Here is a 23,713-nt window from a genome sequence, read left to right as displayed (position 1 = left end):
CCGCCATACCGCGTCGATCCTCATGATCTGCGCTCATGGCCGCGCGGCGCCGACAGGCGACCCCGCCCTTCCGGCCGGCAACCATCACATCACCGCCGCCCCCGCCCGCGGGGCCGGCAACCTTCGAGGAAGACCGAGATGATACGCAAGGCGTCCGCCCTACTCATCGCACTGCTCACCGCGCTCGGCGTCAGTGTCCTGTCGACCGGCACGGCCAACGCCGCCGGCAACCGGCTCTACAACCTGGGCAGCTGCGCCACACCCGAGGGCAACAGCACCGCCAACGGCACAGTCATCACCGTCTGGTCCTGCACGGGCAGCAACCTGCAGAACTGGCACTGGCTCAACCAGCACATCGTGCACGACGTCAGCGGCAAGTGCCTGACCCCGCGCGGCAACGCCTCCGCCACCAACGGCACGGTCCTGACCCTGTGGACCTGCGACTGGAGCGACACCAGCCCGCAGGTGTTCATCGGCAACTCCGGGCGGACGTGGACCCAGTTCGGGGGCAAGTGCATCACGAACAAGGGCAACTCCTCGGCCAACGGAACCTGGCTGACCCTGTGGACCTGCAACCCGGAGTTCAACACCGCCCAGGCGTGGGGCCTGGTCTACTGACGATTCCGCGGCGGGGTGTGGGCGGTCCACGCTTTCACCCCGCACCCGTCATGACCGACTCCCGTGACGGATGCCCCGGCGTGACCGCCACCCCCGTGATCGCGTTCGCCGCGCAATCGGTGAACCACGTGACCCACGGGCTGCGGGCATGGCCGTCCACATCGACCAGCACCGGCGCCTGTACGTGGTCGGTCTCCCACGCCTCATTACGCCAGTCCCGCGGCCGGGCCGAGAACCACGCGTGGACCGTAGGGATGCGGTGCGGCCGGGCATTACGGTGGGCCACGAAGACCTCCGTGAGGTGAGTTCCCAGACAGCTCCCACCACACCGGAGGTCTTCGCCATGTTCAAGACCCGCCAGTGTCAACAACGCTCGTGCTCAATACACCTAAGTCGTCCCTTCCGGATCCTTCCGGATCCTTCCGGTCACGGCCTCGACGCCCCGGAGCAGGAGCGGCGGTGCCGTTCCCCTTGGCGCCCCCGCTCGTTGGGCAACGGATGCGATGAACTTCATGGCCAGGCCGTGCATCCATGGACCCGTCCCAAGCGTCTTCTGTGCGCCGGGTCCGCACGGACCCGGCGCACATCGGTTCCTACCAAGGGCAGAAGACTTTGATCACTTCGACACTCGGCGTGCGCAGAGCCGTCACCGTCACGTTCACGGCCTCGGCCGTGCTGGCCGGCGGCCTCTTCACGGGCCAGGCGTACGCCGCGCCGCCGCCCGCCCCGTCGATCACCGCCGCGGGCGGTTTCGTCATGAACAACGGGACGGGCGCGACGCTGTTCGGGAAGGCCGCGGACATCCGCCGGTCGACCGGCTCGACCACCAAGATCATGACCGCGAAGGTGGTGCTGGCCCAGCGGGGTCTGAACCTGGACGCCAAGGTCACCGTCGACAAGGCGTACAGCGACTACATCGTCTCCAAGAACGCCTCGTCCGCCCGGCTCATCGTCGGCGACAAGGTGACGGTGCGTCAGCTCCTCTACGGTCTGATGCTGCCGTCGGGCTGTGACGCGGCCTACGCGCTGGCCGACAAGTTCGGCACCGGCACGACGCGGGCGGCCCGCATCAAGTCGTTCATCGGGAAGATGAACACCGAGGCGAGGAACCTCGGCATGCGGAACACCCACTTCGACTCGTTCGACGGAATAAGCAATGGGAGCAACTACTCGACCCCGCGCGATCTGACGAAGCTCGCGAGCAGTGCGATGAAGAACTCCACGTTCCGCACGGTGGTCGCGACGAAGTCCACGAAGCAGAAGGTGACCACGAAGTCCGGTGGTTACCGGTACATGTCGTGGACCAACACGAACAAGCTCCTGAGCACCTACAGCGGTGCGATCGGCGTGAAGACCGGTTCGGGCCCGCAGGCCAAGTACTGCCTGGTCTTCGCGGCCACCCGGAACGGCAAGACGGTCATCGGCACCGTGCTCGCCTCGTCGAACGAGACGAACAGGGCCGCCGATGTGAAGAAGCTGCTGGACTACGGCTTCCGCAGGTGACGCGGCGGCCTCCGGCCCACCACGGTGCCGGGGCCGCCCCCGGCTGCCTCCCGCTCGTCGGGAGGCAGTCCCCGCACCGCGCCCCCTCCGGGTGTGCGGACGGCGGCTAGCTGAAGTCGAGGCCGCCCGTACGGGTCCGCTTCAGCTCGAAGAGGTCCGGGTGCCCGGCGAGGACCCGGAAGCTGTCGAACAGTTCGGCCGCGCGTGCGCCGCGCGGGACGGCCCGCAGCACCGGGCCGAACCACACGGTGCCGTCCACATGGATCGTGGGCGTGCCGATGTACGCGTCGGCGTCGGGGTCCTTGCCGGCGTCGTGGCTGCGGCGGACGGCCTCGTCGCGGGCCGGGTCGTGGGCGGCCCCGGCGAGTTCGGCGGGCAGGCCGAGTTCGGCGAGCGACTCGGCGACCACCGCGTCGAAGTCCCGCCGCTTCTGCTCGTGGATGCGGGTTCCGTACGCCGTGTAGAGCGGGCGCAGGACCTCCTCGCCGTGCCGCTCGGCGGCGGCCGCCGCGACTCTGACCGGTCCGATCGAGGCGTCGACGAGTTCCCGGTACCAGTCGGGCAGGGTGTTGCCCTCGTTGTGCAGGTAGAGGCTCATGACCTTGAAGCGGAGTTCGATGTCCCGCTCGCGCTCGACCTCCAGGATCCACCGGGAGGTGATCCAGGCGAAGGGGCAGGCGGGGTCGAAGTAGAAGTCGACGGTGGGGCGGGGCGCGGTCGCGATGCTCGTCATACCGTGAAATCTAGCCAGCCATTGGCCTGCCCCCGTGGTCCAATCGAGCACCTCTGCACTGGGCCACTTCCCGGTCAGTCCTCCCTGGTCATCTCGATGAGCCTGACCACGGTGTTCCAGTTCCGGGCGGTGGCGACGAGCCCCTTCACGACGGCCGGGCGGCTGACCACGTCGGCCAGCCGGGAGGTCCCCAGGCCGTCGGGGACGTGGAGGTAGAGCACCCGGTCGCCGAGGGCGAACTCCTCGGGGAGGTAGGCCTCGCGGTCGATCGAGGCGAAGCGCTCGGGGTCCGCGGGCCCGGAGTAGTAGATGGCGTGGAGTTCCCTGCCCTTGAGCTCGGCGGCCGGGAAGGGGCAGGCCTCGGCCACCGCGGCCAGGTAGGCGCCGTCGCGGACGAGGCAGTCGACGCGGAAGCCGAACCGCTCCTCGATCGCGTCCTCGAGTGCGGTGGCGAGCGCGTCCTCCCCGGCGCCGGACTCGGTGGTGAAGACGGCGTTCCCGCTCTGGAGGTAGGTGCGGACGTCCGTGTGCCCGAGGCCTTCGAGCAGGGGGCGGAGTTCCGCCATGGGGACCTTGCGGTGTCCGCTCACGTTGATGCCGCGGAGCAGGGCCGCGTACGTCTTCTTCGTCATGGGTCAAATCTAGGCGGGCCACCGCGCCTCGTGGGGGGCGGCGCGGTGACCGGTTCGAACACTGTCCGATCAGGGGGATCCGCGAGAAGACCCTTCACCCATCTGTGACTTATCCAACAAACTTTCGTAATGCCGAACCCTTGGTGAAGGCGTCATTTGCGCTGATAGCGGGCGAGCACCCGATTGCCGTCCGTCACCAGACGCCGGCGCAGCTCGGCGCCGTCGATGGCGCCGCTGTAGTACTCCTGGAAGGCGGGGGTCGCCACCTTGTCCTTCCACTCCGGGTAGCCGCGCACCGACTGCGCCGGGGCGGGCCGCAGCCGTTCGGCCACCGCGGCTCCCGTCGCCCAGCCGTCCCGGGCGGTGTGCAGGGAGGGGTCGGCGAGCGCGGCCGTTCCGGTGGGCAGCATCCAGTCGCCGCGCGCGAGCCGCACCATGTTCTCCGGGCGCAGGAAGAAGTCGAGGAAGGCGGCCGCCTCCTTCTTGTACGGGCTGTCCTCGGCGATCGACAGGGTCTGCGGGGAGACGCCCTGGGTGAGCCCCGCGTCTCCGGCGGGGGCCGGCAGGACGGTCCACTCGAAGCCCTCGGGGGCCTGCTGGGCGATCTGCTGCCGGTAGGCGAAACCCAGCGGGACCATCGCGTACCTGCCGGCGAAGAAGCCGGGGAGGGTGTCGGATCCGCCGCTGCCGAGGGTGGTGCGCGGGGCGGTGCGGTCGGTGACGACCTGCTCGTGGATCGTGCCGGGGACGACGGCGTCGGCCTCGGTGAAGCGGACGGTCACCCGGCCGTCGGCCTCCCGGTGGAACAGCTGCCCGCCCGCCGAGAGTCCGAGGTTGAGGCTGACGGAGACGGGCTCCTTGAGCGGCCAGGCGACGGCGTACCGGCCGGAACCCAGGGTGCGGGTGAGGTCCTGGGCGATCTGCCGGAACTCGCTCCAGGTCCAGGGTTCCTCCGGGGTCGGGAGGCGGACGCCGGAGGCTTCGAGGATCTTCCGGTTGGCGATGAGCACGCGCGGTTCCTGGAGGAACGGCACGCCGTAGATCCCCTCGCCGAAGGTGGTCGTCTCCCAGCTGCGGGCGGGGATGTCGGCGCGGAGCCGGGCGGGCAGCAGGGTGCGGAGGTCGGCGAGGTCGCCGCCGTAGGCGAAGTCTGCGAGGTCGTCGGAGGCGTCGTGGATGATGTCGGGCGCCTCGCCTCCCTCGAAGGAGGTGAGGAGCTGGTCGTGGACGGAGTCCCAGCTGCCCTGGACGTAGTCGATCTGGACGTCGGGGTGGGTGGCGTTCCACTCGCTCACCAGTTGCCGGTTGGCGTCGACGGACTCCTTCTGCCAGGCGAGGGACTGGAAGCGGAGCCGTACGACCCCGTCCTCGGGAGCGTCGTCCCCCGCCGTACAGCCGGTGGCGAGCAGGGCGAACGCGGCGGTGAGGGCGAGGATCCGTCGTCTCATGACTTCACCGCCCCGGCCAGCATCCCGCCGGTGATCCGCCGTTGGAGGAGGCCGAAGACGACGAGGGAGGGCAGCGTGGCGAGGAAGGCGGCGGCGGCCAGGGGGCCCAGGTCGGCGACGCCCTCGGCGCCGAGGAAGTGGGTGAGGACGACCGGCAGGGTCTGCTTCTCCGGGGTCTTGAGCAGGACGAGCGCGAAGAAGAACTCGTTCCACGCGGTGACGAAGGCGAAGAGGGCGGTGGCGACGATGCCGGGGACGAGCAGCGGGGCGGTGACCGAGACGAGGGTACGGAGCCGGCCCGCGCCGTCGACGGCCGCGGCCTCCTCCAGTTCGGCGGGGACGGCCCGGACGTACCCCGTCAGCATCCAGAGGGCGAAGGGCAGCGACCAGACCACGTAGACCAGGACGAGCCCGGACACGCTGTTCACGAGGTGCAGGTTCTTGAGGATCAGGAAGAGCGGGATGATCACGAGGACGAACGGGAACGCCTGGCTGATCACCACCCAGCCGGTCGCGGCCGAGGCGAGCCTGCCCCGGTGGCGGGCCGTCACATAGGCGAGCGGGGTCGCGACGGCCACCGCGATCACGGCGGCGGCGACCGCGGCGACCAGGCTGTTCCCGGCGGCCCTGAGCAGCGGCTGTTCGTCGAAGGCCTGCCGGAAGTTGTCGAGCGTGGGGTCCTTCGGGATCCAGGTGGGGTGCAGCGAGGCGAGTTCGGGGGCGGGCTTGAAGGCGGTGGAGACCAGCCAGAGGAAGGGGAGGGCGAGGAAGACCAGATAGGCGAGGAGGGCCAGGTACTGGCCGCATCGCGCGGGTCGGCTCGTCCGGAGGGCGCTCACCGGTCCTGGTCCCCTTTCAGCCGTCGTACGAGGGAGAGGGCGATGAGCACCGAGACGGCGGCGATCATCACGCAGCCCATCGCGGCGGCGTAGCCGAACTGCCCGTACCGGAAGGCCTCTTCGTAGGCGAAGAGCATGGGGAGCCGGGTCCGGCCGCCCGGTCCGCCGTTGGTCAGCACATAGACCAGGGCGAAGGAGTTGAAGTTCCAGATGAGGTTGAGGGCGGTGATGGCGAGGGCGACCGGCCGGAGCGCGGGCCAGGTGACGACGCGGAAGCGGCGCCAGGCTCCGGCGCCGTCGAGGGCGGCGGCCTCGTGGAGTTCGTGCGGGGTGTTCTGGAGTCCGGCGAGCAGGGCGACGGTGGTCTGCGGCATCCCGGCCCAGACGCCGACGACGATCACGGCGGGAAGGGCGGTGGCGAGGCCGGAGAGCCAGTCGCGGCCCTCGCCGAGGCCCAGGTTCCGGAGGGTCTCGTTGAGGACGCCGGCGTCGGGGTTGTAGACGAGCCGCCACATGATGCCGACGACGACCTCGGGCATCGCCCAGGGAACGATGGCGAGGGCGCGCGCCAGCCAGCGGAAGCGGAGCTTCTGGTCGAGCAGGAGGGCGAGGCCGAGGGCGAGCAGGAACTGGGGGACGGTGACCCCGACGGCCCAGACCGCGCCGATGCGGAACGAGTCCCAGAACAGGGTGTCGTGCAGCAGGTCCTGGAAGTTGAGGGTGCCCACCCAGCCGGTCGCCCGGGTGCGGCCGGACTGGGCGTCCGTGAAGGCGAGCGCGATGCCGTAGAGGAGCGGTCCGACGCTGAGGACCAGGATCGGCAGCAGCGCCGGGAGCACCAGGAACCAGGCCCCGAGGTCGGGGCCGCGCGGGCGTGTCCGGTGGGCGGCGCGCGGCGCGCGCGTCCGGCCGGGCCGCTTCGTCGCGGTCAGCGAGCTCACCGATCCGACCCCCGTCCGTCCGCCCCCGGCCGCCGCCGCGGGAATCTGGCCATGGTCCTGACGGCCCGGGGCAGCGTCAAGGCGGCCTGCGCGGTGAGCAGCGCGGATGGGAGACTTTGGCGCAATCACACAGGTAAGGGAGAGGTCGATGGACGAGGCGCGGGCGCGGGAGATCCTGGCCGCGGCGGGGGTGCCGGTCGCGGAGGCGCGGCTGCTGGCCCTCGGGGAGAACGCGGTCTTCGCCGTGGGCGATCTCGCCGTGAAGGTGGGCCGGGACGCCGAGCTGTTCGAGCGTGCGGAGCGGGAGCTGGCGCTGGCCGCCTGGCTGGCCGAGGCGGAGGTCCCGGCGGTGCGGGCCGCCGAGGAGAAGCCGCGGCTGGTCGAGGGGCATCCGCTCACGTTCTGGCATCGGCTGCCCGAGGCCGTACGGCCCGCGGAGCCCCGCGATCTGGCGCCGTTGCTCCGGCGGATCCACGCGCTGCCCGAGCCGGCGGCCTTCACGCTGCCGCGCCGGGAGCTGCTCGGCGGGGTCGAGCGGTGGCTGCGGCTCGCGGGCGACGCGATCGACCCGGCGGACGCGGCCTTCCTGCGGGAGCGGCGCGATGCCTTCGCCCCGGCGGCGGCCGCGCTGACGCCGCGTCTGACGCCGGGCCCGATCCATGGCGACGCCCTCCCCCGGAACGTCCATGTCGGCCCCGACGGCCCGGTCCTGGTGGATCTGGAGACCTTCTCCTCCGATCTGCGCGAGCACGACCTCGTGGTGCTGGCCCTCTCCCGGGACCGGTACGGCCTGGATCCGGCGGCGTACGAGGCCTTCACCGAGGCGTACGGCTGGGACGTGCGGGAGTGGGAGGGGTGCGCGGTGCTGCGCGGGGCCCGGGAGACCGCGAGCTGCGCGTGGGTGGCGCAGCACGCCCCGACGAACCCGAAGGCTCTGGCCGAATTCGAGCGGCGGGTGGCCTCGTTGCGGGACGGCGACCCCGAGGTTCGCTGGTACCCGTTCTGACATGATGAGGTCCTGACCGAACCGGGTTCCGAGAGCGGGGTGTTGGGATGCGCGTGGAACTGTCCGAGGTGACGCTCGACGTCGAGGTGAGCGGCGAGGGACCGGCCGTGCTGCTCGTGCACGGCTTCCCCGACAGCCACGCTCTGTGGCGTCATCAGATCCCGGCGCTGAACGCGGCCGGGTTCATGACGGTCGCTCCGACGCTGCGGGGCTTCGGCGCCTCGGACCGTCCCGAGGGCGGTCCGGAGGCGTACGCCCCGGCCAAGCACGTGGGCGACCTCCTGGAACTGCTCGCCCGGCTGGAGATCGACCGGTTCCACCTGGTCGGCCATGACTGGGGGTCGGGGCTGTCGCAGGGAATCGCGCAGGTCGTGCCGGACCGGGTGGCGAGCGTGACCCTCATGTCGGTGGGCGATCTCGCGGCGATCCTGGCCGCGGGCTGGGAGCAGCGGCAGCGCCTGTGGCACCTGTCGATGTTCCAGCACGAGGGACTCGCCGAGGAGTGGCTCTCCCGCGAGGACTTCGCGCGGCTGCGCGAGATGCTGGACGACCACGCGGAGGCGGAGGCCGTCCTGGAGCCGTTGCGCGCTCCGGGCGGGCTGACCGCCGCCCTCCAGATCTACCGGTCGGGACTGTCCATCGAGACCCAGCTGGGCGAGCCCCCGGTGCTTCCTCCGCTGTCCGTCCCGGCCATGGGTGTCTGGTCCACCGGCGACCGTTTCCTCGACGAGCGGCAGATGGTGGACACCGGCGGGCATGTCTCCGGTCCCTGGCGCTACGAGCGCGTGGAGGACGCGGGCCACTGGTTCCCCCTGGACCAGCCGGAGAGGGTGAACGACCTGCTGCTCTCCTTCCTGAAGGAGAACTCCTGACGCGCTCTCGCTAGACCGCCGCCGCGACCGTCTCGCGCAGGGGCCACGTGGAGTCGACGACCGCCTCCGCGTCGCCCTTGCGGCGCAGGAAGGCCTGGAAGTTCTCGGCCCAGGCGCGGTACCAGACGATTTGGCGCTCATGGAGTTCGGCCGGGTCCAGTTCGGCGACCTGGCGGTGCCGCTCGGCTATCGCGACGGCGACCCGGACGGCGGCGAGCGCGTCGGCGGCCGCCTGATGGGCGGCTTCGAGCACCACCCCGTACTCCCCGCAGACCGCTTCCAGGTTCCGCTTGCCGCGCCGGTAGCGGTCGACGGCCCGGTCGATGGTGTACGGGTCGACGACGGGTCCGATGGGGACGCCGCCGAGCCGCTCGCTGAGCGAGGGCAGTCCGTGCCGCCGCAGCTCTGCGGAGAGCAGCGTCAGGTCGAACGAGGCGTTGTACGCGACGACCGGGACGCCTTCCTCCCAGTACTCGGCGAGGGCCTTCGCGATCTCGTCGGCGACCTCGCGCACCGGCCGGCCCTCGGCGGCCGCCCGCTCGGTGCTGATGCCGTGGATCGCGGAGGCCTGCTCCGGGATGCGGATGCCCGGATCGGCGAGCCAGTCCCGCCGGCGTGTGACGTGTCTCCCGCCGTCGACCTCGATGATCGAGGCCGTCACGATGCGGGCCTCCAGCGGTTCGGTGCCGGTCGTCTCCAGGTCGAAGCCGACCAGCGTCTCGCCGTGCCAAGCCATCGGGTCCTCCTTACGTGATCTCCCCCGTGGTGCTGACCACCCTCGCACGCACCACTGACAACGCCCCCCGCCTCCCCCGTCGAAGAGTCAGGAGACGGGGCGGGAGTCGAGCCAGACCGACTCGAATTCCTCCCGGTATGTCTCGAAAAGTCCGTGATCGCCGTCACGGATGCCCTGTCCGTGGCGCACCACGTTCCGGCCGCCGCCGCGCAGGACCAGGACCGGCGCCTCCATGCCCCGCGCCCGGCGGAGATAGGACTGCACGACGCCGACTCCGTCCGGTCCGTCGCCGTCCACCAGGTAGGCGGTGAAGCGGGGCGTCTCGTCGAAGACGTGGATCTGGAAGGCGCCCGGGTCGCGGAGCTTGGAGCGGACCCGCCGCATGTGCAGGATGTTCATCTCGACCGAGCGGCTCAGCTCGCCCTTCTTGAGACCGAGTTCGCGCTCCCGGCGCTTCACCGCGCTGCTCGCCGGGTTGAGGAAGAGCAGCCGGGTGCGGCAGCCGGACTCGGCGAGACGCACCATCCGGCGGCCGGAGAAGTTCTGCACGAGCAGGTTGAGACCTATGCCGGTGGCGTCGAGGCGCCGGGCCCCGCCGAAGAGGTCTTCGGCGGGCAGCTGCCGCTGGAGCCGGACCCGGTCGGGGTGGACGGAGACCACGTCCGCGTACCGGTCCCCGACGAGGTCCTCGACCGCGTCGACCGGCAGCCGGTCGGCGGAGGGCACCCCGGCGCCACTGCCGAGGATCTCCAGGATGCGGGCCGAGGCCCGTTCCGACTGGGCCAGGACGGTCAGCGAGAGCGCCCGGTTGCGGGAGACCACGTTGCGCGTGACCTCCAGCTCGTCGAGGGCGAGCTCGACCTCCCGCCGGTCGTCGAAGTAGGGCTCGAAGCACGGCCAGTGCTGCACCATCAGCTCCCGTAGCTGCGGGAGGGTGAGGAAGCTCAGGACGTTGTCGTCGGCGGGGTCGAGCAGATAGCCCTTGCGGCGCGACACCTCGCGCACGGCGACCGCCCGCTGCACCCACTCCTGGCCCGCCGGGCCCGCGGCGGCCACCACCCACTCCTCGCCGTGCACGGGCTCGTACACGGGGCGCAGGACGGCGGCGACCACGGCGCGGAGCCGCTGCTCGACCAGGTTCAGCCAGATGTAGGCCCGTCCGGCCCGCTGGGCGCGGGTGCGGACCTCGCTCCAGGCCTCGGCGTCCCAGTCGAGCTCGGCGCCTATCTCCACCGGCCGGGCCACGGTGACCGTGCCGGGGGGCACGGCGCCGGGCGGCGCGACGGCGCCCGGCGGGGCCTCGGCGGGGCCTGCGGGACCCTTCTCCTGACCCGCGTCCCCTGGGGGCAGCTCCAGACCTCCCGAGCTCACCCGCGCACCGCCTTCTACATGTGGACGCCCGTGTCGACCGGTCCGACAACGATCAAGGAAGGGTACTCCGCGAGCGGGAGGCGGTGCAGCAGGATCGTCAGGCTCCTTCCTCAACTCCCCAGATCGGGCTGCCCGTTCTGGGAGGCGAGATCGGACGGAGTGAGCGGATTCATAGCGGTTACGTCCCTGGGGGCGAGCTGGAAGCCCTGCCAGTGGACCGGCATGGGCTGCTGGTCCTCGTCCCGGGCGATGTGGTGGAACCCGATGTTGACCCAGACCGTCGGCTTGGTCAGGGTCTCGCCGTTGACCCACCTGTCGACGCTGTCGCCGGCGTTGGCCGCGCAGCCGCCGATGTTGTTGCTCGCGAACTTCTCGCAGGCGCGCGCCTGGGTGAAGTACACGTCGTGCTTGGTGAAGCCGCGCCCCGCGTGGGTGTCGGTGTGACCGGGGACGATCTCGTACGAGCGGGCGTGGCCGTCGGCGTTCTTGCCGGTGCCGCTGACCACCCGCCACCAGCGCATGTTCCTGGCGTCGCCGGCGAGCTCCTTGGTGACGACGGTGCGTTGGGTCTTCACGGTCGGTCCGCCGGCCCCCGGGGCGGGCGCGGTGACGGTGGAGTCGAACTGCTCGACGCGGTCCTTGGTGGAGCCGTCGAGACCGAAGTCCAGCTTCCAGAAGACGTTGTGGGCGTGGCTGGTGGCGTAGGAGCGGGAGCCCTTGCCGATGGGCCAGCCGCGGCCGTCGGTGGCGTTGTAGTCGACGGGCGAGAGGCTGCCGGTGGCACCGACGTTGGCCCCGATGGTGCCGTCGGCGGAGAAGCGCCATTCGGAAATGTACTCGTACCAGCCGACCTTGTTCACCGTGTAGACGAGCAGGTCCTTGGCCTGCGCCTGGTACACCTTGGCGCCGGTGTCGCTGGCCATGCGGTAGGCGTGGCCGCGCGCCCGCGTGGTGGTGCACAGACCCTTGATCTGGCCGATCTCGGGCACCTTGACCGTGGTGAGGGTGCCGCCGGGGCACTCGGCCGGCTTGAGGTTCTGCAGGCCCCAGCCGAAGCCCGCGCCGGTGAGGTCGTCGTACTCGGCGACCCCGTCGTCGTAGGGCACGTGGATCTGGGCGAGCCGGGCGCTGGCGAGGACCTTGATGGGGGCGGCCGTGCCGGGCGGCTGGTAGGTCACCTTGTCGAGCGTGAGCCCGGCGTCCGTGTCGTACCGCCAGCACATGCGCCAGGTGGCGCCGCCGTCGAGCTTCTGCGTGATGCGGTACGCGTCGGAGCAGTCGGCCTCGGGCGTGACGGGCGTGCGCGTCGGGGACGGCGGCGGCACGGCGGGGGTGCGCGTCGGGCCCGGGACGGGGGCGGCGGTGGCCCCGGTGACCGGGCCGGTGGCGGCGGTCGCGGTGCCGAGCAGGACGGCCGCGGTCAGGACGGCGCCGCGGGTGCGCCGCTGTCGCCGGGTGGTCTGGCTGTGCTGGGTGGACATGGGAACGTACTCCCTCGTACGGAGATCGGCCCGACGTCCCGCGAGGGGCGGCGGGAGAGGACCTGCGGCGGTGGTCAGCCGACGCGGGTGACGGTCCTCGCGGAGAGGTCGACGATCAGGTTGCGGGTGTCGATCCAGGCCCCGTTGAGGACCTTGGTGACGAGCCGTACACAGCGGTGCTCACCGCAGCGGGTCAGCTGCGCGGGCACGTTCGCCTCGCGGTAGGTGCGGTAGAGGTCGCCGTTGAACCACAACTGGGCGGTGGAGGTGAGCTCCTTGCCGGTGGCGTCCTTGTAGTCCTCCTTGACGCCCTTGCCGAGCGGGCTCGCGAGGATCAGCTCCAGGGCCTCGCGCAGTTCCTCGGGGTGGGCGGAGGGCTGGACCCCGCGCTGCGCGGCGGACCTCTCGACCTTCCCGGTGGCGAGGTTGACGGTCCGGGTGATGAGCTCGTCGCGCCCGTAGTCGTAGAAGCGGACCTCGGCGCGGCGCGTGGCGTCCCCCGGCAGCGGGTCGGCGAGGCCGGTGCCCAGATGCTGGGGTCCCCGGCCGCCCTCGACGTTCTGCTGGGCGGCGGCACCGGCCGGGGTCAGCGCCAGCGCCTCGGCCCGGGCGAGCTCGTCGTCGGTGAGCGGGTCGCTCCCCACGCCCTTCTCCCCCTCGGCGGCCGCGGGGGCCACGGTCGCCGGCGGGGGCGTGGCCCCCTGGGCCCGCGCGTCGCCGTCCCGCGTCCCGTCCGCGCCCTGCTCTCCGGTCCCACCGGAGGCTCCGTTCGATCCGGCGGCTCCGGCCGCCTCCGCCCCGACGGCGGCGCGGCCGCCCGGCGTGTCGTCCGCTCCCGCCTGACCCGGCAGGCTGATCGCGACCGCGACGGCGGTTCCCGTCACCGCCATGGCCGCTCCGGCCACCACCTTCCCCAGGTGGCGGCGCGCTATTTCGTACACACTTCCCCCTCATTCCCCCTCTAGGTCTGCGGTCACCCGGTAGGACGGGGCGAAGTCCTAGGAGGTTGCACCTCTTTCGGGCAGGATTCGGCCGAAGAACATCCACAAAACCCGGACAGATGAGGAAGAGTCGTATCCATGCAGGTCTGGCCGGGACAGGCGTACCCCTTGGGCGCCACCTATGACGGTGCGGGAACCAACTTCGCGGTCTTCTCGGAGGCCGCCCACAGGATCGAGCTGTGTCTGCTCCATGACGACGGCTCGGAGACGGCGGTGGAGCTGCGCGAGACCGACGCGTTCGTGCGGCACGCCTACCTGCCGGGCGTGATGCCCGGTCAGCGGTACGGGTTCCGCGTGCACGGCCCGTACGCCCCGGAGCGCGGGCTCCGCTGCAACGCGGCGAAACTGCTCCTCGATCCCTACGCGCGCGCGGTGTCGGGGCAGGTCGAGTGGGGCGAGGCGGTGTACGGCTACCCCTTCGGGAAGCCGGACGCGCGCAACGACCTCGACTCGGGCCCGCACACGATGACCTCGGTCGTGGTCAACCCGTACTTCGACTGGGGCGACGACCGGCGGCCGCGTACCGAGTACCACCACACGGTGATCTACGAGGCCCATGTGAAGGGCCTGACGATGCTCCATCCGGACCTTCCGGAGGAGCTGCGCGGGACGTACGCGGGGCTGGCGCACCCCTCGGTGATCGGACACCTCAAGGAACTCGGCGTCACAGCGCTCGAACTGATGCCCGTTCACCAGTTCGTGAACGACCACCGGCTGGTCGACGCGGGGCTCTCCAACTACTGGGGCTACAACACGATCGGCTTCTTCGCCCCACACAACGCCTACGCCTCGTGGGGCGACCGGGGCCAGCAGGTCCTGGAGTTCAAGTCGGCGGTGCGGGCGCTGCACCAGGCCGGCATCGAGGTCATCCTCGACGTCGTCTACAACCACACCGCCGAGGGCAACCACCTCGGCCCGACCCTCTCCATGCGGGGCCTGGACAACCCCTCGTACTACCGGCTCGCCGACGACCCCCGCTACTACATGGACACCACGGGCACCGGGAACTCGCTGCTCATGCGCTCCCCGCACGTGCTCCAGCTGATCATGGACAGTCTGCGGTACTGGGTGACCGAGATGCACGTGGACGGTTTCCGCTTCGATCTGGCGGCCACCCTGGCCCGCCAGTTCCACGAGGTGGACCGGCTGTCCTCGTTCTTCGACCTGGTGCAGCAGGACCCGGTGGTCAGCCAGGTGAAGCTGATCGCCGAGCCCTGGGACGTCGGCGAGGGGGGCTACCAGGTGGGCAACTTCCCGCCGCTGTGGACCGAGTGGAACGGCAAGTACCGGGACTGCGTGCGGGATCTGTGGCGGGGCGAGCCGCGCACCCTCGCGGAGTTCGCCTCCCGGCTGACCGGCTCCTCCGACCTCTACCAGGACGACGGGCGGCGGCCGCTCGCCTCGGTCAACTTCGTGACCTGCCACGACGGTTTCACCCTGCGGGACCTCGTCTCGTACAACGACAAGCACAACGAGGCGAACGGCGAGGGCAACCGGGACGGCGAGAGCCACAACCGCTCCTGGAACTGCGGCGCGGAGGGCGAGAGCGAGGACGTCGGGATCGCCGAGCTGCGCGCCCGCCAGACCCGCAACTTCCTCGCCACCCTGATGCTTTCGCAGGGCGTGCCGATGCTCAGTCACGGGGACGAGTTCGGCCGCACCCAGGGCGGCAACAACAACGCGTACTGCCAGGACAACGAGGTGTCCTGGGTACGCTGGCCGAAGGAGAACAGCGAGGCGGAGGCCACGCTGCTCCGGTTCACCCGGGCCATGGTGCGGCTGCGCCGGGACCATCCGGTCTTCCGGCGCCGCCGCTTCTTCCACGGGCGGCCGGTGGAGGGCACCCACGACGAGCTCACCGACATCGCCTGGTTCACGCCCGAGGGCGAGGAGATGACCTCCCGCGACTGGCAGGCGGCGCACGCCCAGGCGCTGACCGTCTTCCTCAACGGCAACGCCATCTCGGAGCCGGGCACCCAGGGCGAGCGGATCGCCGACGACTCCTTCCTCCTGATGTTCAACGCCTCCTCGGAGGAGCTGGAGTTCGCCGTCCCCGACAGTCACGGGGCCCGCTGGCGCACGGTGGTGGACACCTCCGACCCGGAGGGCATGCCACCGGCGGAGGGCCCGGAGCTGGTGGGCGGCGAGCGGGTGACCCTCGCGCCGCTCAGCCTGACCGTTCTGCGCCGGCCGGCCTGAGTTCCCGTACGGGACGGGGCACCGTCGCCCGTATCGTCCAGGACAGCAGCGCGCAGGCCGCGGCCGCCCCCACCGCCACCGCGAAGGCGGCGGGGGCGCCGTGGCCTTCGGCAAGGCGGCCCGAGACGGCCAGGGCGAGGGCCTGACCGGCCACGACCCCGCTGGTGAGGAAGGCCATGGACTCGGCGAGCCGGGCGGCCGGCACGGTCCGCTCGGTGAGCCCGAAGACGGTGATCAGGTGCGGGGCGTAGGCGGCGCCGAGTACGACCACGACCGCGTACAGGGCGCCGAGCGAGCCGACGAACAGCAGCGGCACGGAGAGGACGACGAGCGCGGCGGTCGCCGCGCGCCAGCGGGTCGTCAGCCCGATCCGGGCGGGCACGGCCGCCATGGAGAGACCGACGGCGGCGCTCATGACGCCCATCGCCGCGTAGACGAGACCGGCCTGGGCCGGCGCGCCGAGCTTCTCGGTCAGCGCGGTGATCCCGGCCTGCGAGGCGCCGAACATGGCGCCCTGGAGGACCATCGTGCCGCGCAGGGCGTACGCGGATCCCGGCAGCCGCGTCCGTTCGGCGGCGCCCGTACGGGTGGACGCCGTCGGCGCCGGAAGGGTCGCCCGCGCCGTCGGGTGGAGGGCGAACGCCGTGCCGAAGACGACGAGCAGGAGGGCCGCCAGGAGGAGCGCGGCCGCCGGGTGGGCGAGGGCGGCGGCGAGGCCGACGAACGCCGGGCCGAGGACGAAGGACACCTCGTCGAGGGTGCCCTCGAAGGAGAGCACCGTGCCGACGGTCCGGTCGTCGGCGCCGGAGCGGCGTGCGAGGGCCACCGAGCGGGTCCTGGCGAGCGGCCCGACCTGCGGGACGGTCGCCCCGGCGAGTCCGCCGAGGGCCATCAGCCAGCCGGTGGGCGCGTGACCGAGCGCGGCGAGGACCAGGGCGGTGACGGCGACGGCGTTGGCGAGGGAGGCCGCGAGGACGATCCCGCGCTGGCCGTGCCGGTCGGTGAGCCGTCCGATGACCGGCCCGCCGACGGTCTGCCCCGCCGCGAGCGCCCCGCCCGCCAGACCCGCCGTGGCGAGGGAGCCGCTCGTCTCGGCGACCAGGAGCAGGCTGCCCAGCTGGCACATGGCGGTGGGCAGCCGGCCCAGGAACGAGACGACCGGCAGGGCGGGACCGAGCAGCGAGAGGGTGTCGCGATACATCCGGAGCATCGGGCGAAGGTAACGCGATGCACACGAACGGGTGCATGAGGCGATGACACAGAAGCCCTCTGGCGGGGTACGTACGTTCGCATGACCTCCCTCCCGTCCGGCTCGACCTCCCTCCCGTCCCCTTCCGCCCCGACCCTCACCGCGCTGCCCACCGCCACCTACCGGCTCCAGCTCCAGCCGGAGTTCCCGTTCGCGGCGGCCGAGCGGGCCGTGCCGCACCTCGCGGGGCTCGGGGTCTCGCACCTCCACCTCTCCCCCGTACTGGAGGCGGTCCCCGGCTCGGCCCACGGGTACGACGTCACCGACCACCGGTCCGTGCGCGCCGAACTCGGCGGCGAGGAGGGGCTGCGGTCCCTCGCCGCGACCGCGCGGGCACACGGGCTCGGCCTCGTCGTCGACCTGGTGCCCAACCACATGGCGGCCTCCGCCCGGCACAACCACGCGCTGCGCGCGGTGCTCCGCGACGGCCCCGCCTCGCCGTACGCCCGGTGGTTCGACATCGACCGGTCCGCCGGGGACGGCCGGCCGCTGCTCCCGGTGCTGCCCGCGCGGCTCCCGGAGGTACGGGACCGGCTGCGGGTCGCGGACGGGGCGCTGCACTTCGACGGCCAGGACTTCCCGCTGCGGCCCGGGACGGAGGGGCTGCCGCTCGACGAGCTGCTCGACGCCCAGTGGTACCGGCTGGGCTGGTGGCGGCTCGCCCGCACCGAGCTCAACTACCGCCGGTTCTTCACGATCTCGGATCTGATCGGGGTACGGGTGGAGGACCCCGAGGTCTTCGGGGCGACCCACACGAAGATCGTGGAGCTGGTCCGGGACGGGGTGATCGAGGGACTGCGGATCGACCACCCGGACGGACTCGCCGATCCCCAGGGCTATCTGGAGCGGCTCGCGGCGGCGACCGGCGGGCGCTGCTGGACGGTGGTCGAGAAGATCCTCACCGGTCCGGAGACACTGCCGACCGACTGGCCCGTCGCCGGCACTACCGGGTACGACGCCCTGCGGCACGTCGACGGGGTGTTCACCGACCCGGTGGGCGCCCATGAACTGACCGACCTGTACCGCGAGTTCGTCTGCAGGGCCGGCGACAGGGGCGGCCGCTGGGAGGCGACCGAGCGACGCGCCGCGTACGAGGTCGTCGGCCACGACCTGGCCGCCGAGACGGCCGTCCTGACCCGGATCGCCGAGCGGATCTGCGCCGCCGATCCCGCCCTGCGGGACCACGCGCCCTGGGCGCTGCGCACCGCCGTCCGCGAGCTCCTCGTCCGGGTACCGGTCTACCGCCCCTACCGGACCGGCGGCGAGGAGGTGCTGACCCCGGAGGCGGCGCGCGGCGCGAAGGCCGCCTTCGCGGTGCCGGAGGAGGCCTCGGCGGTCGACGTCGTACGGGACCTGGCGCTGGGGACACTCGGCGACGGACCCGAACACCGGGCGTTCCGGGCCCGGTTCGCGCAGACCTCGTCGGCGCTGCGGGCCAAGTCCGTGGAGGACACGGCCTTCTACCGGTACACCCCGCTGCTCTCGGCGAACGAGGTGGGCGGTGACGCGGGGCGCCCGGCGGTGTCGGTGGAGGAGTTCCACGCGTACTGCCGGCGGATCTCGCGGGACTGGCCGGGCACCGGCACCGTCCTGTCCACGCACGACACCAAGCGGAGTGCCGACGTCCGGGCCGCGATCGCGGTGCTCTCGCAGTGCCCGCAGGTGTGGGCGGATCTCCTGGGGGAGGTGGCGGGGGTGCCGGCGCCGGACCCGCACGTGGCCTGGACCGCCTGGCAGACCGCGTTCGGCTTCGGCGTCCCGGACCCGGACCGGCTGGGACCCGCGATCCTCAAGTCCGTACGGGAGGCGGGGCTCCGGACCAGCTGGACGGAGCCGGACGCGGAGTACGAGCGGGCGGTGGAGGAGTTCACGGCGGCCGGGCCCGGCCGCATCCCGCTCCGCTCGGCCTCGGAGGCGGCCTTCGCCCTGGAGCCGCACATCCGGGCGCATGCGCTGGGCGCGCTGCTCACCCAGCTGACGATGCCGGGGGTGCCGGAGCTGTACCAGAACACGGAGCGGGAGTACCGGGCCTTGGTCGACCCGGACAACCGGGCCCCGTTCGCGGTCGGCGCGGACGACGACCGGACGGTCCTGGTGCGGGCCGCCCTGCGGCTGCGGCGCGAGCGCCCGGCGGCCTTCGGTTCCCGGGGGGCGTACACCCCGCTTGCGGCCGAGGGCCCGACGGCGGCCCACTGCCTGGCGTTCAGCCGCTCCGACGAGGTGATCACCGCGGTCACCCGGTTGCCGCTGCGGCTCGGGGAGGCGGGCGGCTGGCAGGACACGGAGCTGGTGCTCCCGGAGGGCCGCTGGGCCGATGTCCTGGACGGTGTGAGGGAGTTCATCGGCGGCCCGGCGACGGAGCTGAAACTGGCGGAGCTGTTCGCGGAGCGGCCGGTGGCGCTGCTGGCCCGTCTGCGGGACTGACGCCGGAGGCCGAGGGGCCCGGGGTGTGATCCCGGGCCCCCGGAGGGTCAGGAGCGGGAGGCTCGCGTGACCTCGCACTTGGTGTACTCGGAGCCGTCGCCGGTGCCGGGGTACGAGGTGGCGAGTTCGGCCTTCACGGAGGCGCCGGCCGCGACCGCGATGGCGGTCTTGGTCGCGGTCGCCGGGCTCGCGGTCCCCCCGGTGTCGCCCGTGAACTTCATGGTGACGCTGTAGTCGTAGTCGAGCGCACCGTCGTTCTTCACGGTGACGCGGGCGACCAGGTTCTTGGTCGCCGCGTCGTACGCGCACTCGTTGATGGTGACGTCGCGGATCGCCTTGTCGGCGCTGCTGGAGCCGCCCGGCAGGGAGCCGCCGGAGGTGCCGCCGGACGTGCTGTCGTTGTCGCTGTTGTGGTTGCTGCTGCTCGAACTGCCGGAGCTGCTGCTTCCGCCGCAGCTGCCGCCGTGCGAGCCGCGGGCACCGGTCAGGGCGACGACCGCGATGCCGAACACCGCGATCGCGCGGACATGACGCATCTTCACGTTTGAATCCCCGTTGGAAGTGGTAAAGAAAAAGCCGCTCTTGACGAGCGCACGTCACCCTAGCAGCGGTCGGGCGCGCCCTTCCCCACGCGGGAATCAGCCACCGGGACGGACGATCAGGCTCCGCGGCGCCCGGGTGATGAGGCCGGTCCACACCGGCCGGAAGCCGTCGGCGAGGCGGAGCCGGGGCATCGCCGCGAACAGGGCCCGCAGGGCGTACTCGGCCTCCAGCCCGGCCAGGATCACCGCCGGGCAGAAGCCGCTGCCGTAGGTGAGCTGGCCCGGGTCGTCGCGGAGCGGGTCGAAGCGGTCGGGCTCGCGGAAGCGCTCCGGGTCGCGGCCGGCGGAGCCGACGAGCAGGGCGACGGACGCGCCCGCGGGAAGGACGCCGCCGCTGACGGGGACGTCGGCGGCGGTGCGGCGGACGGCGATCTGGACGGGCGGGTCACGGCGCAGCGACTCCGTCCAGGCCCGGCCCACGAGGTCGGCGGGAGCGTCCCGCAGGGCGGCGACCTGGTCCGGGTCCGAGAGGACGTTGCCGAGGAAGGAGGCGAGGGCCTTCTCCCGTACGGCGATCTGGCCACCGCACTCCCCGGCGAGGGCTCCGGCGGCCCGGCCGCGGACGAGCCGCATCATGTCGCGGTAGGGCACGCCGACGGCGGCGGCGACGGTTCCGGCGGGCAGCCAGTGGCAGAAGTCGGCGACCAGGTCGGCCTGCGGCCGCTCGGCGATCCGGCGGGCCAGGACGTACGCCGTCCGTTCGGTGACCGAGCGGAGGGCCGCCACGTCGACGTCGACATGGGCCCGCGCGCAGGGCGGGTCACCGGGCCGGTGCCCGTGCGTGAAACGGCTGTCGGTGAGGGCGGTGGCCACGTCCGCGTATCGGCTGAGCACCCAGGCCCGCAGCAGCGGGTCGTAGGTGAGCGGGAACTCCTCGCGCAGGGTCCGGTGGGTCGGGTGCGGGTCGCGCGAGGCGCCGGGGTCGAGGGGGCTGGGCGCGACGACCCGGACCCGGGGAGCGGCTCCGCCGCCGGGCAGGGTCCGCAAGCGCCCCGGTAGCGCGGCGGGACCACCGCGGACCACGGCACCCGTGCCCGGACCGGACCGGCCGTCGGCCGGGGGTGTCGCCGGTGCCATGGACGGCAGCCGGGTCCAGGGGTCCCCGGGCGGCGTCTCCGGCCGGCCGTCCCCTATGCCTCGGCCCGGCTCGCGGTTCTGCTCGTGGCTCATCGCGCCCCCTGTCGATCGGCGGTGGCTGCCGCGGCCGAAGATCGTGGCGCGCGTTCCCCACAGCCCACCACCCCCGGAGCGGCACCGCCCGCCGCATACCGCCGAACGAGTGAACATTGCCGCGGTTGTCCAGCGGACGAGCCGACGGCACGGGGCGATGCGCGGGGCTCAGCCCACGGGCCAGTCCCGGCCGGCGGTCGCCTCGTGCGTGAGGCGATGCCACTCGGCCTCCCCGCCGGGCAAGGGCAGGCACCATGTCGGTCGTCCCCGGGTGCGCAGGCCGTGGAGGGTTCGGGCCAGCCGCGGGCCCGCGCCGGCGGCGCCGTCGGGGACGGTGGGGCCGTGGACGGCGCGGAGCCCGGCGAAGCGTGCCAGTTCGCTCGCGTAGACCCCGACGGCGTCCTGGGTGCCCGCGGCCAGGTCGTCGCTCGGGGCCGTGCGGTGCAGCTGCAGCAGCGGAGGCTCGACGGACTCGGCGATCGCCGCGGCGAGCCGCGCGTGGCCGTCCAGGATCAGATGGCAGTCCAGGCCGCTGACCCACCACAGCAGGACGGGCGGGAGCGTCCCCTCACGGGCCTGCTTGCGGTACGCCTTGACCCTGCTGTCATCGGCGGAAGGCATCGGGCGCAGCGGGAAGACCTCGAACGTGACGGAATGCTCGTACCAGTCGATGTATCCGTCGGGATGGCCTTCACCCAGCATCGAGCTCCAGTACTCGGCGTGCGAGGTGTCGGCCGGGCGCCAGCGCGAGAGCGGGCTCTCACGGGTGAGGAGCCACCTGCCCGTGTGCAGCGGGCTCTCCGGCGACGCGACGAGGTACTGGGCGATGCGGTGGGCCCACCGCCGCGGGCTGCCCGCCAGGGCGCGCGCCGTCTCGGCGCGGAGCGGCGGGACGGCGGAGCGGTACGCGTCGGTGCGCCAGAAGTCCACTCCCTGACGGTGTTCGCCGACGACGGCGAGCAGGACCGTCCGCGACCCCTGGGAGAACAGCAGCCGCTGCCCGGCGCCGAACACGCCCAGCCCCGGCCTGGGGCGGTCCCGCACGTCGAGCGCCAGACCCTCCCATGTGCCGTCTTCCCGTGTGACCTCTTCGCGCCGCATCCCGAGAGCGTAGACGGCAGCACGCCTCGGAGACGGCCTAGCCGTGCGACAGGCGGAACGACATCTGGCCGAAGCCGACCACGTCGCCCGCGCGCACGGCCACCGCACCGGTGACCCGGCGGCCGTTGACCGTCGTGCCGTTCGTCGAGCCGAGGTCGCGGAGGATCCACATCCCGCTCTGCATCGACAGCTCGGCGTGCAGCCGGGAGGCCGTCTCGTGGCTGAGCCGGAGGCCGTTGACCGGGTCGCGGCCGATGCGCAGGGGCTGCGGGCCCGGCAGGGGCAGCAGCAGCTTCGGGAGGCGCTCCGCGGACCAGGCCCGTCCCAGCCTGGCCGTGAACGCGGACATCCGCTCGACCGCGCCCACCACCCGGCGGGTCCAGGTGCCCTCGGTCCTCAGGTCGGCGGTGAGCAGGGCGAGTTCCTCCGCACGCCGGGCCTGGAGCGCGCGCTCCATCCGGTAGACGAACGTGTCGTGCGAGAGGCGGCCCTGAGCGGCGCCCTCCCGGAGCAGCACCAGCGCGCGGTCCCGCTCGGCGTCGGTCAGCCGAGGGGTGTTCGCCGGAAGCTCGAAAGGGGTCGTCACATCTGTGATTGTCGGTCCGTCGGGCCCGCGGTGTCCAGAAGGGCCCCCGTCCCCGGAAACCCCGTACCCCCTGGTCGGCGCTCACTGTTACGGTCTCCCGTCTCCACACCACGGATCCCCAGGGGGAAACACGACGTGACCACGTCTTCTTCGAGCACCACCAGCACGGCAGGCACCGGCACCACCGGTGCGCACGACCTCGTCATACGTCCGCTCGCCGGACCCGGGGAACTCGACCTGTTCCTCCGCCTCACCTACTCGCTCGACCACGAGCTCGCCGACGACCTCGCCACCGGCCGCCGCCTCCCCGAGTGGATGTGGGTCGCCCTCGACGGCGACCGGCTCCTCGGCCGGCTCTCCTGGTGGACGGGCGCGGCCGGCTCCGCCCCGCAGTCGCTCGACTTCTTCGACCTCGCTCCGGAGCTGTCCGAGGAGGAGCGCGCCGAGATCGGTCTGCGCCTCCTGCGGACCGCCACGGCCGCCGTGGTCCCGGCGGGCACACGGCCCCCGGAGTTCAGCCGCTTCATGCCGGCGGACTGGCGCGAGGTGCCGGAGACCCGGTCGCTCCTGGAGTCCGTCTTCGGCGTCCTGGTGGCGGCGGGAGCACGTCCGCTCGTCGAGCGGCTCCGCCTGGAGTGGCGGCCCGGCACCCCCGTACCGGAGCCGAAGGGCCGTCTGGAGTTCCGCCAGGTGCGGGACCGCGAGGACCTCGTCGCGCTGATGACGCCGGTCATGGAGGGCACGCTCGACGCGCACGGCCAGGCCGATCTCGCCTCCGGCCTGTCGGTCCGCGAGGCCGCGGAGCTGCACTTCGACGAGGAGTTGGCGCACTACTCCTCGCCGCAGGAGTGGTGGCGGGTCGCCCAGCTCCCGGAGACCGGCGAGCCGGTCGGCTTCGTCGTCCCCGCGCGGAACAACTACCACCACACGATCGCGTACATCGGTGTCCTGCCCGCCCACCGCGGCCACGGCTACATCGACGACATCCTGGCGGAGGGCACGCGCGTCCTGGCCGCCTTCGACGTCCCCCGGATCCGGGCGGCGACGGATCTGGGCAATGTGCCGATGGCGGCGTCGTTCGCCCGCGCGGGCTACATCAACTTCGAGCGGGCGATCAACTACGTGTGGGACACACCGGGCGTGGCGGGGTCCTGACTGCCAGGATGGTCGCGGTAGTCAGTCGTGGAGCGGCTGGTCCGTC

The 23,713-nt window shown here is 72.4% G+C and carries 21 protein-coding genes; 7 read left to right on the top strand and 14 right to left on the bottom strand.

Annotation, left to right across the window (positions count from 1 at the left end):
* Positions 1 to 138 precede the first annotated feature (138 nt).
* Positions 139 to 618, top strand: coding sequence for an RICIN domain-containing protein (locus OG392_RS29050; protein WP_329284230.1), 480 nt, complete (start codon positions 139 to 141; stop codon positions 616 to 618).
* Between the two features lie 633 nt (positions 619 to 1,251).
* Positions 1,252 to 2,121 (top strand): D-alanyl-D-alanine carboxypeptidase family protein, encoded by an 870-nt coding sequence (locus OG392_RS29045; protein WP_329287515.1) that lies wholly within the window; start codon positions 1,252 to 1,254, stop codon positions 2,119 to 2,121.
* A gap of 106 nt (positions 2,122 to 2,227) precedes the next feature.
* On the opposite strand, the gene OG392_RS29040 is transcribed toward OG392_RS29045, so the two are convergent.
* The 5 genes from OG392_RS29040 to OG392_RS29020 form a co-directional block, all read right to left on the bottom strand.
* Entirely contained in the window at positions 2,228 to 2,854 is a 627-nt protein-coding gene (locus tag OG392_RS29040) for a mycothiol-dependent nitroreductase Rv2466c family protein (RefSeq protein ID WP_329284228.1), read from the bottom strand.
* Between the two features lie 74 nt (positions 2,855 to 2,928).
* Positions 2,929 to 3,486, bottom strand: a complete 558-nt coding sequence (locus OG392_RS29035; RefSeq protein ID WP_329284227.1) for a DUF1697 domain-containing protein — start codon at positions 3,484 to 3,486, stop codon at positions 2,929 to 2,931.
* Between the two features lie 152 nt (positions 3,487 to 3,638).
* On the bottom strand, positions 3,639 to 4,934 hold the full coding sequence (locus OG392_RS29030; RefSeq protein WP_329284225.1) for an ABC transporter substrate-binding protein: 1,296 nt from the start codon (positions 4,932 to 4,934) through the stop codon (positions 3,639 to 3,641).
* Positions 4,931 to 5,773, bottom strand: a complete 843-nt coding sequence (locus tag OG392_RS29025; RefSeq protein WP_329284222.1) for a carbohydrate ABC transporter permease — start codon at positions 5,771 to 5,773, stop codon at positions 4,931 to 4,933. The genes OG392_RS29030 and OG392_RS29025 overlap by 4 nt, the downstream gene beginning before the upstream one ends.
* Positions 5,770 to 6,714 carry a carbohydrate ABC transporter permease gene (locus OG392_RS29020; protein ID WP_329284220.1) on the bottom strand — a complete coding sequence of 315 codons (945 nt, stop codon included), beginning with the start codon at positions 6,712 to 6,714 and terminating at the stop codon, positions 5,770 to 5,772. The genes OG392_RS29025 and OG392_RS29020 overlap by 4 nt, the downstream gene beginning before the upstream one ends.
* A gap of 148 nt (positions 6,715 to 6,862) precedes the next feature.
* On the opposite strand from OG392_RS29020, the gene OG392_RS29015 reads away from it, so the two are divergent.
* The gene (locus OG392_RS29015) at positions 6,863 to 7,720 is read left to right on the top strand and encodes a phosphotransferase (RefSeq protein ID WP_329284217.1); all 858 of its coding nucleotides are present in this window, start codon (positions 6,863 to 6,865) and stop codon (positions 7,718 to 7,720) included.
* 47 nt (positions 7,721 to 7,767) lie between these two features.
* A complete protein-coding gene (locus tag OG392_RS29010) occupies positions 7,768 to 8,592 on the top strand; it encodes an alpha/beta fold hydrolase (protein ID WP_329284216.1) in 825 nt (274 codons plus the stop codon).
* A 10-nt stretch (positions 8,593 to 8,602) separates the two neighbouring features.
* On the opposite strand, the gene OG392_RS29005 is transcribed toward OG392_RS29010, so the two are convergent.
* The 4 genes from OG392_RS29005 to OG392_RS28990 all read right to left on the bottom strand — a co-directional run bounded on the left by OG392_RS29005 (position 8,603) and on the right by OG392_RS28990 (position 13,121).
* On the bottom strand, positions 8,603 to 9,328 hold the full coding sequence (locus OG392_RS29005; protein WP_329284214.1) for a 3'-5' exonuclease: 726 nt from the start codon (positions 9,326 to 9,328) through the stop codon (positions 8,603 to 8,605).
* Positions 9,329 to 9,415: 87 nt separating this feature from the next.
* On the bottom strand, positions 9,416 to 10,699 hold the full coding sequence (locus OG392_RS29000; protein ID WP_329284212.1) for an SAV2148 family HEPN domain-containing protein: 1,284 nt from the start codon (positions 10,697 to 10,699) through the stop codon (positions 9,416 to 9,418).
* Positions 10,700 to 10,809: 110 nt separating this feature from the next.
* Positions 10,810 to 12,180, bottom strand: a complete 1,371-nt coding sequence (locus OG392_RS28995) for a copper amine oxidase (protein ID WP_329284210.1) — start codon at positions 12,178 to 12,180, stop codon at positions 10,810 to 10,812.
* A gap of 74 nt (positions 12,181 to 12,254) precedes the next feature.
* A complete protein-coding gene (locus OG392_RS28990) occupies positions 12,255 to 13,121 on the bottom strand; it encodes a Tat pathway signal sequence domain protein (protein WP_329284209.1) in 867 nt (288 codons plus the stop codon).
* Between the two features lie 138 nt (positions 13,122 to 13,259).
* Between OG392_RS28990 and glgX the strand changes: the two genes are divergently transcribed.
* Positions 13,260 to 15,380, top strand: coding sequence for a glycogen debranching protein GlgX (gene glgX, locus OG392_RS28985; protein ID WP_329284207.1), 2,121 nt, complete (start codon positions 13,260 to 13,262; stop codon positions 15,378 to 15,380).
* Here the strand turns inward: glgX and OG392_RS28980 are convergent.
* Positions 15,349 to 16,581: an MFS transporter gene (locus OG392_RS28980; RefSeq protein ID WP_329287514.1), complete on the bottom strand. Its 1,233-nt coding sequence runs from the start codon at positions 16,579 to 16,581 to the stop codon at positions 15,349 to 15,351. The two genes, glgX and OG392_RS28980, sit on opposite strands and share 32 nt — an antisense overlap.
* Before the next feature lie 90 nt (positions 16,582 to 16,671).
* On the opposite strand from OG392_RS28980, the gene treY reads away from it, so the two are divergent.
* Positions 16,672 to 19,053 (top strand): malto-oligosyltrehalose synthase, encoded by a 2,382-nt coding sequence (gene treY / locus OG392_RS28975; RefSeq protein ID WP_329284205.1) that lies wholly within the window; start codon positions 16,672 to 16,674, stop codon positions 19,051 to 19,053.
* Between the two features lie 47 nt (positions 19,054 to 19,100).
* Here the strand turns inward: treY and OG392_RS28970 are convergent, their stop codons facing one another.
* The 4 genes from OG392_RS28970 to OG392_RS28955 all read right to left on the bottom strand — a co-directional run bounded on the left by OG392_RS28970 (position 19,101) and on the right by OG392_RS28955 (position 22,512).
* A complete protein-coding gene (locus OG392_RS28970) occupies positions 19,101 to 19,589 on the bottom strand; it encodes a hypothetical protein (protein WP_329287512.1) in 489 nt (162 codons plus the stop codon).
* Positions 19,590 to 19,691: 102 nt separating this feature from the next.
* Positions 19,692 to 20,825, bottom strand: a complete 1,134-nt coding sequence (locus tag OG392_RS28965; RefSeq protein WP_329284203.1) for a cytochrome P450 — start codon at positions 20,823 to 20,825, stop codon at positions 19,692 to 19,694.
* 168 nt (positions 20,826 to 20,993) lie between these two features.
* Positions 20,994 to 21,926: a hypothetical protein gene (locus tag OG392_RS28960; RefSeq protein WP_329284202.1), complete on the bottom strand. Its 933-nt coding sequence runs from the start codon at positions 21,924 to 21,926 to the stop codon at positions 20,994 to 20,996.
* A 37-nt stretch (positions 21,927 to 21,963) separates the two neighbouring features.
* Complete coding sequence (locus OG392_RS28955; protein WP_329284200.1) at positions 21,964 to 22,512, bottom strand: DUF1707 and FHA domain-containing protein; 549 nt, start codon at positions 22,510 to 22,512, stop codon at positions 21,964 to 21,966.
* Positions 22,513 to 22,749: 237 nt separating this feature from the next.
* Here OG392_RS28955 and OG392_RS28950 point away from each other — a divergent pair, with 237 nt between their 5' ends.
* Positions 22,750 to 23,667, top strand: a complete 918-nt coding sequence (locus OG392_RS28950; RefSeq protein ID WP_443055105.1) for a GNAT family N-acetyltransferase — start codon at positions 22,750 to 22,752, stop codon at positions 23,665 to 23,667.
* Positions 23,668 to 23,713: the final 46 nt, after the last annotated feature.

The sequence above is a fragment of the Streptomyces sp. NBC_00691 genome (genome assembly GCF_036226665.1).
Taxonomy (GTDB): Bacteria; Actinomycetota; Actinomycetes; order Streptomycetales; family Streptomycetaceae; genus Streptomyces.
Note: the sequence above shows the minus strand (reverse complement) of the source record. Positions and strands in the feature narration are given on the sequence as shown.